This window comes from Neomicrococcus aestuarii (assembly GCF_014201135.1).
Classification (GTDB): Bacteria; Actinomycetota; Actinomycetes; order Actinomycetales; family Micrococcaceae; genus Neomicrococcus; species Neomicrococcus aestuarii.
In genome coordinates, this window is the sequence record NZ_JACHDR010000001.1 from 1,624,997 (window position 1) to 1,637,782 (window position 12,786).

The window sequence follows — 12,786 nt, forward strand, 5'->3', positions numbered from 1 at the left end:
GTCAATCCACAGTCGCATCAAGACCCTTCGGCCCACGCGAAAGCTTTCTTACTAACCGGTTCATCACTCCGTCGGGTCAACACTCTGATCAGCCCAGCGCTTTGTCGGGCCCAGCACTCTGTCCGGCTCAGCCCTTCAACGAATCAGCGCTTAGACAGCCAGCGGAAGTTGGGTGGACTTCTCCGGATGGAAGTAAACGTTGCGCATAAGTGGACGTCGCGAATCTTCTTCCACTGGAGGTGTCCAGTACGGGACACCGGAGCGCATGCTGATTTCCCAGCCGGTTTCATGCACCAAGTGATGGTGGTGCGAGCAGACCATGGCAGCGTTTTCCAAGGTAGTCACACCTCCTCGGGAGTATTCGTGGACATGGTGCGCCTCGCATCTGTCCACGCCAGTGGTGCAACCAGGAAAGGTGCACCCTCTGTCCCGCGCGTAGAGGATTTTGCGTTGTTCCGCGCTGAAGAGTCGTGCGCGATTTCCCGAATCCACTACTTGTGATCCCGCTCCCAGAACAACGGGCAGCAGTTCCGCATTGCAGGCTAGTTGGCGGATGGCAGTGGGGTTAATGGGTCCGGAGTGAACAGCATCCGATCGAAACAGTCCGTCTTTCGCCACTAGCTGGGCCTCGAGACTCTTGTGGTCAATGTTCACCACCACCTGAGCTTGGTAGCCGCCATTGAGGGAGAGCTTCCCCGACGTCAGTCCTACTTTGATGGCATGGAGTGCACCGTCCAGCTTCTTCTGACCGCGCGAGCGCGAATCCTTGGGCGCTTCAATGGGCTTCCCGTTTTCGTCTGCCGCCAAGGGCAACGGCTCGCCACGTCCGTCCACGTCTATCTCTGCGTCTCCGCCAACGTGGTCAGTGGATCGCGGGTTTAGCTCAGGAGCGTAGGCGGTCATGAACGTTTCGTGTTGAAGATCGTCCATTCGCAACACCCACTCATGAAGCCCGAATTTTCGGCCCGCATAGAATGCGCCCTGATAGTCCTGTTTCACGGCTTGAGTAGGAAGGACTCCTAGCGCGTTGACTCGGTGTTCCCACGTTTTCAGCAATCGATCGACAGCTTTCGGGGTACCAGTTTGGGCCGTATAGACAAGCTCGGATTCCATTCGTTCGCACAGTTCGTCGGTTTCTTGCTCGCTAGCGCTGACTTGAGAAATGGGAGTACGTAGCTTCTCAACTCCAGCGACGATTCGGGAAGCGTTCGCAACCGAGATAGACCCTGCTTCGAAAGCTTCGCCGACAGGAACGTGCATTGGGCCTCCCTCAACAGCGCCACCCTGGGCCGCAGACACAGCGTGAGCGACCTCGAGGCGCTTATGCACCTCCCCCGGGTTGATGTGCAGCAATTGGGACAGACGCTCCACCGCGGAACGATATTTGGACCGGCGGTAAGGATTTGCTTCGTCCCGCATCAGCGCCTCGACGCCCTGTTCTACTCGGGCTGCAACTTCAACCTGCACCGCCCCGATCCGATGTGCAGTCGCTTCAGCCGCTACACCCAGTTGATCCAGCTCGGTGACGCTCGCCGGCACCACCCGGGTGGCTTCTTGAAGAAGCGCAAGATGTCTTTGCAAGACCACATAGTGATCTCGAAGCTCGTTTACCGATAAATCGGTCGCATTGAAGGTGGACAGAAGGTTGAGCAGGTCCGAAGAACTCGGGACTTCCATAACCACAACTCTATGCATCAGCCATGACACTTAGAATAAGAATCTTCGAATGTGGACAAATGTTCTAAATAAGTAGGAAAACGCGTGCCTGTGGGTGAATCCCGCACGAAAGTGACCCTGAAAGGAACGGAACCTTGGCGCTAGACGCAAGCTCCGTCGTCGTAATCAAAAAAATTCACCCCAGCAATCCGGAAGAAGAAAGCGGGAGCTTTAAGGCGAAAGCCCCAGCCAAGGGAATCGGCTGGGGCTTTCTATCATCACTCGCACCTTTTGAGGTACTGACAACGATAAGAGCCTCACCTTGAAGAATGCTGTGTTGCGGTAGTGAGTTTTCTGTTTGCCGGAAACCTCCGGAATTTCAGGGCTCATCTCCCACAAGTTTTCTGCATCTTCTTTATTACTCCCAGAAATGCATTTACGCATGTCAGATGCCACTTATGCCGTAATCTTATTACGTAAGTTGCGTTTCCCAGCGCGCCTATTCTCGTCACCTTTGGCTTCGATCGCATGTTCGCGCAGGAGGAACAAAGCTGCCTAAGCCAGACCAACCCGGAGCCCAGCGTCTCTCTCTGATGCTTGGCTCACCGCGCTCAACACCGACGAGCGCGCACACCACACGTCGTCCGCGCCATCCATCGGCATCGAACCACGTGGGCTCGTATGAAAACGCTGCCCCCGATTGGCTTCTGCATGCCCGAGGATCGGTTGTGGGCGATCACGCCGCCTATCGCGTGGACGTTCGCCGCGGATCCGCGGACAGGCAAGCGACGCCGGATGCGGACCTGATCCGGTTGGTCTTTGTGGCGGCCGGAAGCATGTCACTGACACCCAAGAATCCCGACAAGCCGCCCATTCGACTACTTGCGGGCGAAGCTCTCTACGCCCTCACCTCCATCAGCGCGCATGTTGAATGGCCCGTGAACTCAACGCTCTACGTGATCTCCGTGCCCTACCGCCGATTGACCGAGGCAGGCGTACACCTGGATGCAATCGCAGGCAAGATCGAGGCACCCAACAGCGTGCTGCATCCTGTCATGAGATTTGTGGAAGGTGTGACTGCTGTTGACCATCCCGAGGATCGATTCTCACAGTTTGTAGTGCAGGATCTCTTGGCAAGTCAGCTTGTCGCCGTGATGCTCGCGAGCAAACACTCAGACGAAGCGCAGCCACGGCTACCGGCAAGCCTGTACCAGCGCGCGCTTCGGCTTATGATCGCCCATTCGGCAGACCCTGAATTCACGCCAACCCGGTTGGCAAAGGACCTCTGCGCGTCCCTGAGAAACCTCCAACGCGCCTTCACCAGGGAGGGCACCACCGTAGCCGGGACCCTCCGCAACCTTCGCGTGGACGCGGCTCGCCAGCTCATGTCCTCGCCGGAAGGTCACTCCAACTCTCTGGAAAGCATTGCGAAACAAGTGGGGTTCACCTCGCGAGCCGCACTGCAACGTGCACTCCGAGCAACCGACAACGTGCCCGAGTTCGAAGCGATGTAACACGGACCCGCGACGCACAGCGACACCCTTTTGTGACACATCAGGACACGGTTGCGGCGATTCGCGACAACGGCTCATTAATTTGCGCCAAAGTGCACCGAACAGCTCACGCGTAACCTCCTCAGTTGCGTCTACTTGTCTTGAAAAGCCATCTGACTAGTAGGTATCAAGAGAGGGACTCCGTGTCACACCACGACTCCGCCGAAACTTCACGAAACTCCAAGCCATCCCGTCGCCGAGTAGTTTCCGCCGCAGCCTGGTCTGCACCCGTCATCGCAGCTGCCGGTGTTGCGCCGTTCGCCGCGGCGTCCACCCACAGCCTCCTCGTGGGATGGGCAGACATTTACAATCAACCGCTAGTCGGGGCGAATCTCGCGCTCTTCGACGCCACCGTCGATGCATCCGTATTGGAACAGAGGTGGCCACAAACCATCCGATTCACGAATCCACCAACCGCCTCAAGCTTCACTGGACCCCTCACAGCGCAAGTCACCATCGCGTTTACCAGCGGAATTGCTGCCATCGTTAGCACGGGAAGCTACGTTGGGCTTACCGTCAATTCTGTGACGTCCCCTTCCGGCACGGCCGAGGCAACCATTGCGGGTCGGTCGACGACTGACAATGGTTCCAACCCCGACACCACAAATACTTTCATCGACTTCGGGAATCACACCATTGCACCGGGCGCGTCAATCGACTTTGCCGTGACGTACAGGCTTGCCGAGAATGCAGTAACGTCACTCAATGCTCTGACCACCTATAGCGCCACAGTGACGGCCTACGAGGGTACATACGCGGCTTTGGGTACTTCCCTTGGTTCTGAAACCCAGCCAATCAGTGCGCTTGTCCTCGCTGGAGTACTTCAGTAGCCCTATTTAGATGACGACGACGCGGCCTCGGCTTGCGCTGTCAACGCAAGCTGCGTCGTCGTCCTAGAAATTCCGCAACCGGAAACAAGGCCGGAAACAAAAAAGCGATGCTGTGAATCTCGAATTACTCGAGACCACAGCATCGCTAATTTTTTTGTGCGCGAGGCGGGACTTGAACCCGCACGCCCTTGCGAGCACTGGCACCTGAAGCCAGCGCGTCTGCCAATTCCGCCACTCGCGCGCAATCCACAACCGAAGCCCCAGAGAGAACTTCGTGGTTGCGAAGCGTAGATAATCATACTTGCGGCTCATGCGCTCCGCCTAATCGAGATGAATAATAGGGAGTTCGATCGCAAGAATGTCCGCACAGATCGGCGAAATTCATGGGATTCTGGAGATAGCTCACAGCACGGTCACGTAGTATCGGAAAAGCTGTGCAGGTGTAGAGGGAGGAGTGCGCATGGGACTTGTAGACAATGTAGAGCGTGGTCTAGAGAAGCTCGTCACGAGCGTTTTCCGAGGCTCCGCCCAGGACGGCATCAAACCTGTGGAGATTGCTAGCCGTTTGCGCAATGAGATGGACGCGCGTTCTTTCGCGCTCTCTCAGGGACGCACGCTGGCGCCAAATAACTTTGACATCCTCTTGTCTCCCGATGATTTTGCTTCAGCGCGCGAGTGGGGTCCCACGTTGGCTGAAGAACTGTGCGATGTTGCCCTGGATCACGCACATTCGCAGTCCTACACATTGCAGGGTTCCGTTCGTGTCTCTTTCAAGAAGAACGCTGATACTCGCCCCGGGCTCATCAAGATTCACGCCACGATGTCCAAGGATGGCGAGCCCGAGACTCCTGCTCCGCGCCGCACGAATCCTCCTGCCCCGACGCAAGCCCCCGCGCAGACCCCGTCGGCGGCGCCTCAGCCTCGCGCTGCCGCACCTGCCGCACCCGTCGCACGGCCCCAAGCGGCTCCTGCTGCCGCATCCCGCCCGGCCCCTCAGCCGGTCAACACGCCCGCTCCTCCCCCGCAGCGACCGGCCGAAGCGCCACGCACGCAGCCGGTGATCGAGGTCAACGGCAAGCGTTTCGCCATTAACGCGAGCGCTATTGTGATTGGTCGTTCTAAAGAAGCGGATATCACGGTGGATGATTCGCGCGTGAGCCGCAAACATATTGAGATTTTCCGCGACGCTAATGGCATTTTCGTGGAGGATCTTGGCAGCACGAATGGCACTAGCGTGAACGGGTACCGTATTGATGGGCCGGAAGAACTTCTGGATGGCACCCACATCATGATTGGTAGCACCCGCATTAATTTCCGACTCATGCCGGCATCTCGGCGCACCACCGGAGGTAGTCGATGAGCGAACTAGCCCTTCTTGCCCTCCGTTTGGGTTTCCTTTTACTTTTGTGGATTTTCATTTTCATGATCATCGGTTCACTTCGCCGTGACTTGGTGATCGGCCGCCGCAACAAGGCACGTCAGGCGACGGCCGCGGAAGGCTTGGCAACGGGCACTAGCTCGGTTCCAGTGACCAGCCCGGCTACCGCTGGCATGGGGGTTTCCCAGTACGACGGCGCAGCTTCAGCGGGTGCCTCCCCTGCGGGATCGTCCGCCCCGGCTTCGCAGGCTCCTGTGGCTGCAGCGCCGCCGCGAACGGCGGCACGACCTGCTCCCAAGAAGTTGGTCATCCTGGAAGGACCCCTCAAGGGTCGGGATTTTGAATTGGCTGCGAGCCCATTGTTGTTGGGTCGCGCTCAAGAGGCCACCGTGGTGTTGGACGACGATTACGCTTCGGGGCGTCACGCACGCTTGTATCCGCAAGGTTCGCAGTGGTTTTTGGAAGATTTGGGCTCCACGAATGGCACCTTTGTGGGTGATGAACGTCTGAACCGTGCACAACGCGTGGGTCCGGGGCAACTCATCCGCATTGGTAAGACCGTCATGGAGCTGAGGCCTTAATGCCGCTAGCGCTCCGCTTTGCGGCAGCGTCCCACGTGGGGCGTGTCCGCTCGAAAAACGACGATTCCGGGTACGCGGGAACCTACTTCGCTGTAGTGGCGGATGGTATGGGTGGCCACGTGGGCGGAGACGTGGCGTCTGCTTCCACGGTGCTGGATTTGGTGCACCTGGATCGGCCGCACCATGAAGGTGCGGAGACCATCCTTCCCGACGAGATTCAGACGGCCAACACCATCCTGAACGAACTCGTCAATCACAACCCCAAGCTTCAGGGCATGGGAACCACCGTGACCGCACTCTTGCTCACGGATGAGACTTTTCAGTTCAGCCACATTGGCGATTCGCGCGCGTACCGTCTCAAGGACGGTGTGTTTGAGCAGATCAGCAAAGACCACACCTTCGTGCAACGACTGGTGGACGAAGGCCGGATTCGTCCCGAAGAGGCGGAAACGCACCCCCACAAGAACGTCTTGATGCGCGTCTTGGGTGATTCGGACGCCAGCCCGGAGCTGGATATTGAACAGATTCCGGTAGCCCCTGGCGAGCGCTGGCTGTTGTGTTCAGACGGCTTGAACGCGTGCGTTTCTGAAGCTGTGGTGGAGCGTATTGTGCGCGGCACCAAGGATCTTCAAGAAGCCACCGATGACCTAGTTCAAGTCACTCTGGCCAACGGTGCCCCGGATAACGTGACCGTGGTGCTCTTTGACGTCGTGGAGGAATCCGAGGACGATCAAGCGCTCAACACGCTTCTCGATAACGCTCGGGCAGCCGGCGACGACCATGCGCCGGACACCGGACAGATCCTCATTGCTGCGTCCGGAAGCGACGTTGAAGCCAGCGCGGCGTTGATCCGCCATCAGATGGCCACGCGTCCCCACAAACTCGTGGGCGCAGCGCAGTTGGCTACCGAATCGGGTCTGATTCCGATTGTCACCCAGCGTTCTGGCGAACGCCGTGCGGCCGAACTTCTGACTCATAAGTCCGAGCAAGCTCGTCAAGAGCAGCTGGCAGCCATCGAATCGGCGGAAGCCGCTCAGTTGGCGAAATCGCGCCCCCGCTCCGAGAAGGTGCACGGCCGGCTAGCTGGAGTGGGGCCATCCAATATTTTGGGCGACGGCACCATTGCGAGCACTCGCCGTTGGGGTCTGCCGCGCTGGCTGGTTCCCGCGTTCTTAGCTTTCATGACTGTGGTCATGGTGGTCATCACGTGGTTCGCCTACTCCTGGACGCAGACCCAGTACTACGTGGGCAATTACTCCGGAAAAGTGGCCATCTTCAAGGGTGTTTCCCAAGAGTTGGGCCCACTGAAGCTGTCCCGCTTGGACACCCCCACGGACATTCCTTTGGATGTGTTGCCCGCCTACACGCAACAGCGCATCACGAACGCGCTTCCTGCTCGAGACCTTGAGCATGCTCAAGAAATCGTGGGCGAACTGCTGATCACAGCGCGCCAATCCTGCCCGGTGCTTGCACCGGCCACGGGAAGCACCAGCGAGAACGAGACAGCGACAACCACCGTGCCGAGCTACTGCACGGACAGCGGTTCCATCGAATCGCCGACGCTCGAATCCCCCACTCCTACGCCGGGATCCAGCAGCAGCCCGGCATCGGGCTCCTCGAACTCTTCGGGCTCGTCGGGGGCAACGGGATCCTCGAGTTCCGCCGCCGCGTCGCCAACGAGCTCGTCTAACTCCACTTCCACTTCATCGCCGGCCGCACCGTCTCCGACCGGAGGTAACTCATGAGCAACATCCAGACCAAACCGGTTCCGCGTCGAAACCTTGAGCTAGTCCTCCTGGTGGTTGCCTTGGGCATCACCATGGGCGCCAACTGGCTAGTAGACATGGCCGCCCAGAACGAGGCCGGCCAAAGCTTCATGATCCAAGGCGCCGTTTTGGGCGGATTCGCGCTCGTGGTGCACATTGTCCTGCGCATCTGGGCGAAGTACGCCGACCCCTACATCCTGCCGATTGTGGTGACCCTCAACGGCCTAGGCCTCGCGATGATCCACCGCGTGGATAACGCCATCAACGCAGACGCCGCCTCCAGCCAGCTGATGTACACCGGCGTTGCGATGGCGGCCGCCGTCATCACGCTCTGGGCCATCCGTGATCACCGCATTTTGCGCCGCGGTACTTATATCTTCTTGGCCGCGTCCGTCCTGCTCTTGCTCATGCCATTGCTTCCGGGTCTTGGCGTCGAAATCAACGGCTCACGCATCTGGATTGCTCTAGGTCCCTTCACCTTCCAGCCCGGCGAAATCGCCAAGATCACGTTGGCCTTGTTCTTCGCCGGATACCTCTCCAGCAACCGAGATCTCATCCTGCTGGCTGGTCGCAAGATTGGTCCTATCCAGTTCCCGCGCTTCCGGGATATGGGTCCCATGCTGATCGCGTGGGGCGTGTCCATCGGCGTTCTGGTGTTCCAGCGTGACCTGGGCTCCTCGATTCTTTTCTTCGGCCTATTCATGGCCATGATCTACGTAGCCACCGGCCGTATTTCGTGGATTGTCATAGGTCTCAGCCTGGTAGCCGTCGCCGCCGTCTTCGCGGTGAACTTCATGAGCCACGTGCAATTGCGCGTTGACGCGTGGATCAACGCTTTTGATCCCGAGGTCTACAACCGCCAGTACGGTAGCTCCCGGCAGATTGTCCAAGGACTCTTTGGTCTAGGCACGGGCGGCATGACAGGTACCGGCCTCGGCGAGGGAAGCCCCCGCTTGGTGCCGCTCGCCAACTCGGACATGATCATGGCCGTCTTCGGCGAAGAGCTGGGCCTCATCGGCGTCACGGCAATTGTGCTGTTGTTCGTCCTCTTGGTCAGTCGCGGAATCCGCGCCGCCCTTGGCACCCGCGATGGCTTCGGAAAGCTTCTGGCCACGGGCTTGAGCTTCACTATTGCCCTGCAGTGCTTCGTGGTGATCGGTGGCGTCACACGACTCATACCGCTCACCGGTCTGACCACGCCGTTCATGTCCGCCGGCGGTTCCGCGCTGTTGTCCAACTGGATCATCGTGGCCTTGTTGCTCTTGGTCTCCCACAACGCACGCCGCCCCATCACCACTGCCGGACCGCTCACCGCGGAAGAATCGCAGCGAGTGACGGAAATGAACGCACGCAGTGCGCTCGACGCAACCCCCGAACCCCACGCGGTGCGCACCAATCTTTCACGGGGAGCGGCAGCCCACGTGGCGTCGTCGTCCTCTAAAAAAGAGGAATCCGGAACCGGCAAAGGAACCAGCGCTGGCACAGACACGGTTGACCTCACACCGAAACCCGGTCCCAAGTCCGAAGGAGGCGACGCATGAATCAGGCCATTAGAAACACCTGGATCGCAGCCCTAGCGCTCTTCCTTTTGGTGATGGGCAGCCTCACCTACGTGCAGTTCTTCGCCGCGGGTGACCTCAACGCCAACGCCTTGAACACACGTCAGCTCTACCGAGAATTCGATCTTCCGCGTGGCGCCATTTTGGTGGACGGAGAGCCGATCGCCGAGTCCGTAGCCACCGAGGGCGGGGACTTCTCTTACCAGCGCAAGTACCTTGAGCCGGAACTGTACGCGCACCTGACGGGTTTCTACTCGCTCGCCTACGGCACACGCCACCTCGAATCGACGCTCAACAAAGAGCTCAGTGGGCAATCGGACAGCTTGTTCTATGACCGCATGGTGAACCTCTTGACGGGCGGCACCAACGAGGGCGCGTCCGTGGAGCTGACCATCGAGGGCGACCTGCAGCAAGCCGTCTACGACGCTCTGCCAGACGGCATGCAGGCCACGGCTATTGTCACGGATCCCTCAACGGGAGACATCCTCGCGATGGCGTCCAAGCCCAGCTACGACCCCAACCTGCTTTCGGTGCACAGCACCAGCCAGGCCACGGCCAACATGGCGGAAATCCTCGAAACCACAGGACTCTCGCCGAACATCAACCCCGCAATCGGACACTTGATTGCGCCCGGTTCTACGTTCAAGCTCATCCCGCTAATCGCCGCGCTCGAATCCGGCAAGTACAACGTGGATGACACCTACGCGAACCCCACGGAGATCACGCTTCCTGGCACCAGCACCACGCTAAGCAACTTCAGCGAAGGCATTTGTGCCAACCAAACTACTGCTGATCTGGACTTCATCATTGCCCAGTCCTGTAACACCCCGTTCGTGACCATGAGCGAGACCGTGGGTGAGGACGCAATCCGCGCCACCGCAGAACGCTTTGGATTCGCGCAAGAGTTCCAGATCCCCATGCGCGTCACGGCGTCCGTCTTCCCTGAGGACATCGACGCCGCCCAGCTCGCGATGAGCTCGATTGGCCAGTACAACACCAAGGCCACCCCGCTCCAGATGAACATGGTTGCCATGGGTATCGCGAACGACGGCGTGGTCATGAAGCCAAACATCATCGAGAAGGTCACCGCAGCGGACTTGCGCGTCTTGCAAGAGCCGCAGCCAGAGCAGCTCAGCGTTGCCACCACCAAGGAAGTGGCGGATGACGTCACGGAACTCATGCGTCAACCCGTCTTGAGCGGCACCGCCATGGGCGCCGCAGTGGACGGCGTGGACCTCGCGGCGAAGACCGGTACGGCCGATATCGGCACCTCCGGCCTCGTCAATGGATGGATCACCGGCTTTGCGCCAGCAGATAATCCCCAAGTTGCCATTACGGTTGTTGTAGAGCGAATTTCCTATGACGAAAGCCGCGGCACATCTAGTTCGATCATGAAGAAAATTCTTGAGGCGGTGTTCAATAAGTGAGGCCTACATCCGGGATCACGCTCGGCGGACGGTACAAGTTAACCGAACGCATTGCGATTGGCGGCATGGGCGAGGTCTGGAAGTCTCGCGATGAGATTCTTGGTCGCATCGTGGCCATCAAGATTCTCAAAGAGGAATACACCGGGGACAACGGCTTCTTGGAGCGCTTCCGCGCGGAAGCCCGGCACACCGCCCTCCTGAACCACTCCGGCATCGCCAACGTCTTTGACTACGGTGAAGAGGCCGGTTCGGCGTACCTCGTCATGGAGCACGTTCCGGGTCCGCCGCTCTCCTCCATCATTGAACGCGAACGCCAGCTCTCGCCGGACCGCACGCTCTCCATCATCGCGCAGACCGCACGTGCCCTCGCGGCCGCTCATGATCGTGGCCTGGTGCACCGTGACGTGAAGCCGGGCAACCTGCTCATGCTTGATGACGGCCGCGTCAAGATCACCGACTTCGGTATCGCCCGCCTTGCAGACCAGATCCCGTTGACCGCCACCGGCCAGGTGATGGGCACGGCCCAGTATTTGGCCCCGGAGCAGGCAACGGGCCAGCAGGCCACTGGCACCTCTGACATCTACGCCCTTGGCATCATTGGCTACGAGTGCTTGGCTGGCCGCCGTCCGTTCACGGGCGAGTCTCAAATCGCGATCGCCTTGGCGCAAGTCAACGATCCACCGCCAGCTTTGCCGGACTCCATCCCGGCTCCCGTGCGCGCGCTCATCATGTCCATGCTGGCCAAGGACCCCAAGCAGCGTCCGGAGAGCGCCAACAAGCTAGCCGAAGCCGCCGACGCCTTGCGCGTAGGCGACGTCCGCCGCGCTACCGCTGCTGTCCCAGGCATGCTCTTGGTGGATGAACCAATCACTGCGTCCGGTGACGTCGTAGAACCACAGACCGCAGCCACGCAGGCGGTGTCTGAGATTCCGGTAGATCAGGACGATTCAGCTCCGAAGACCTCGGCCCTGCCGGTTGCCGGAGCGGCCGCCGCTGGCGCCGGACTCGGTGCCGGAGCAGGTATTGCAGCAGGCTCAGCCGGTGCCGCAGCAGCTGAGGCACCGTCCTATGACGCCACCGCTGACGGAATTTCCGCGTCCTTGAGCGAGGATCAGCGTTCTCAGCAACGCCGGTACTCGCCAGATGACGCAGCGAGTGAATCCAATCCACCGGTGGCTCAAGGCCGTTCCCGATGGACCTGGCCACTGGTGGCGCTCATCGCGTTGGTGTTGTTCGCGCTCTTGGGTTCGTGGCTCTTGCCTCAGTTGACGGGCGGTGGATCCTCATCGAGCAGCTCCTCGTCGTCCAGCTCCACGAGCGCCTCTAGCTCCACGAGCGCCTCTAGCTCCACTTCTAGCTCAGCGTCCTCCAGCGCTTCTTCGAGTGCCTCCTCTTCGGCATCCTCAAGCGCTTCCTCCTCCTCCGCGCCCACTACCGTGAGCATTTCGGAGAGCCAGTTTGTGGGCATGCAGCTTGAAGAGGCCCTGGCCGAGCTCGAGCAGCTTGGCCTCAAGGGAGACTCCCAAAGCCAAGAAACCAGCGACTCTACGGAGAACACGGTCCTGGCTGTCAGCCCAGTTGGAACCGTCGAAGTTGGTTCCACCGTCACGTTGACCTATGCGGTGCCGCCGTCTGATGTGGAAGTTCCGGCTCGTCTTGAGGGCCAGCCAGAGTCCGAGGTGCTTGCCGCTCTTGCCGAAGCCGGTCTAGAAGCGTCACGTGCAGGCACCGAAGCCAGCGACACTGTTGCTGAAGGCTCCGTGACCCGCGTTTCGCCGGAATCTGGAAACTCCGTAACCGTCGGCTCCACCGTGCAGTACTGGGTGTCCAGCGGTCCTGCGGCCACGTCCTCCGCCCCGGCCAGCACCTCCTCGAGCGCTCCAGCGAGTAGCTCGGCGAGCACCCCCGCAGGCACCTCCTCCACCGCACCGACCTCGAGTCCGGCCGCCGCGGCGTCGTCCGTTCCCTCGGCTGAAGACCGCACCCGCGCCACCGCAACCACTACCCCGACCCCTAGCAGCTGACGCTAGAGCGAA

General features: G+C 59.9%; 10 protein-coding genes and 1 tRNA gene. 8 read left to right on the forward strand and 3 right to left on the reverse strand.

Annotated features, from left to right (window positions below; all coding sequences use genetic code 11):
* Nucleotides 1–150 precede the first annotated feature (150 nt).
* Nucleotides 151–1,677, reverse strand: a complete 1,527-nt coding sequence (locus HD598_RS07270; protein ID WP_183664845.1) for an HNH endonuclease signature motif containing protein — start codon at nucleotides 1,675–1,677, stop codon at nucleotides 151–153.
* A 210-nt stretch (nucleotides 1,678–1,887) separates the two neighbouring features.
* The gene (locus tag HD598_RS07275) at nucleotides 1,888–2,112 is read right to left on the reverse strand and encodes a hypothetical protein (RefSeq protein ID WP_183664846.1); all 225 of its coding nucleotides are present in this window, start codon (nucleotides 2,110–2,112) and stop codon (nucleotides 1,888–1,890) included.
* A 272-nt stretch (nucleotides 2,113–2,384) separates the two neighbouring features.
* Here HD598_RS07275 and HD598_RS13765 point away from each other — a divergent pair, with 272 nt between their 5' ends.
* Both HD598_RS13765 and HD598_RS07285 read left to right on the forward strand, forming a co-directional pair.
* Nucleotides 2,385–3,170, forward strand: coding sequence for a helix-turn-helix domain-containing protein (locus HD598_RS13765; protein WP_183664848.1), 786 nt, complete (start codon nucleotides 2,385–2,387; stop codon nucleotides 3,168–3,170).
* A 182-nt stretch (nucleotides 3,171–3,352) separates the two neighbouring features.
* Nucleotides 3,353–4,039: a hypothetical protein gene (locus HD598_RS07285; RefSeq protein ID WP_183664850.1), complete on the forward strand. Its 687-nt coding sequence runs from the start codon at nucleotides 3,353–3,355 to the stop codon at nucleotides 4,037–4,039.
* 157 nt (nucleotides 4,040–4,196) lie between these two features.
* Here the strand turns inward: HD598_RS07285 and HD598_RS07290 are convergent.
* Nucleotides 4,197–4,280: transfer RNA gene (locus HD598_RS07290), tRNA-Leu, on the reverse strand.
* Between the two features lie 219 nt (nucleotides 4,281–4,499).
* Here HD598_RS07290 and HD598_RS07295 point away from each other — a divergent pair.
* Genes HD598_RS07295 through HD598_RS07320 form a run of 6 tightly spaced genes read left to right on the forward strand, consistent with a single transcriptional unit; the run spans nucleotide 4,500 to nucleotide 12,774 of the window.
* Nucleotides 4,500–5,399, forward strand: a complete 900-nt coding sequence (locus tag HD598_RS07295; RefSeq protein WP_183664852.1) for an FhaA domain-containing protein — start codon at nucleotides 4,500–4,502, stop codon at nucleotides 5,397–5,399.
* Nucleotides 5,396–5,998 (forward strand): FHA domain-containing protein FhaB/FipA, encoded by a 603-nt coding sequence (locus HD598_RS07300; protein ID WP_183664854.1) that lies wholly within the window; start codon nucleotides 5,396–5,398, stop codon nucleotides 5,996–5,998. Before HD598_RS07295 ends, HD598_RS07300 begins: the two co-directional genes overlap by 4 nt.
* Nucleotides 5,998–7,743 carry a PP2C family protein-serine/threonine phosphatase gene (locus HD598_RS07305; protein ID WP_183664856.1) on the forward strand — a complete coding sequence of 582 codons (1,746 nt, stop codon included), beginning with the start codon at nucleotides 5,998–6,000 and terminating at the stop codon, nucleotides 7,741–7,743. The genes HD598_RS07300 and HD598_RS07305 overlap by 1 nt, the downstream gene beginning before the upstream one ends.
* The gene (locus HD598_RS07310) at nucleotides 7,740–9,305 is read left to right on the forward strand and encodes an FtsW/RodA/SpoVE family cell cycle protein (protein ID WP_183664858.1); all 1,566 of its coding nucleotides are present in this window, start codon (nucleotides 7,740–7,742) and stop codon (nucleotides 9,303–9,305) included. Before HD598_RS07305 ends, HD598_RS07310 begins: the two co-directional genes overlap by 4 nt.
* Complete coding sequence (locus HD598_RS07315; protein WP_071894450.1) at nucleotides 9,302–10,750, forward strand: peptidoglycan D,D-transpeptidase FtsI family protein; 1,449 nt, start codon at nucleotides 9,302–9,304, stop codon at nucleotides 10,748–10,750. The genes HD598_RS07310 and HD598_RS07315 overlap by 4 nt, the downstream gene beginning before the upstream one ends.
* Nucleotides 10,747–12,774, forward strand: a complete 2,028-nt coding sequence (locus tag HD598_RS07320) for a protein kinase domain-containing protein (RefSeq protein ID WP_183664860.1) — start codon at nucleotides 10,747–10,749, stop codon at nucleotides 12,772–12,774. Before HD598_RS07315 ends, HD598_RS07320 begins: the two co-directional genes overlap by 4 nt.
* The last annotated feature ends 12 nt before the right edge of the window (nucleotides 12,775–12,786 follow it).

Bases quoted from the DNA above. Each gene is read 5' to 3' on its own strand.
- HD598_RS07295 (WP_183664852.1), top strand. From the start codon at position 4,500: ATGGGACTTGTAGACAATGTAGAGCGTGGTCTAGAGAAGCTCGTCACG.
- HD598_RS07270 (WP_183664845.1), bottom strand. From the start codon at position 1,677: ATGGAAGTCCCGAGTTCTTCGGACCTGCTCAACCTTCTGTCCACCTTC.
- HD598_RS07305 (WP_183664856.1), top strand. From the start codon at position 5,998: ATGCCGCTAGCGCTCCGCTTTGCGGCAGCGTCCCACGTGGGGCGTGTC.
- HD598_RS07310 (WP_183664858.1), top strand. From the start codon at position 7,740: ATGAGCAACATCCAGACCAAACCGGTTCCGCGTCGAAACCTTGAGCTA.
- HD598_RS07315 (WP_071894450.1), top strand. From the start codon at position 9,302: ATGAATCAGGCCATTAGAAACACCTGGATCGCAGCCCTAGCGCTCTTC.
- HD598_RS07300 (WP_183664854.1), top strand. From the start codon at position 5,396: ATGAGCGAACTAGCCCTTCTTGCCCTCCGTTTGGGTTTCCTTTTACTT.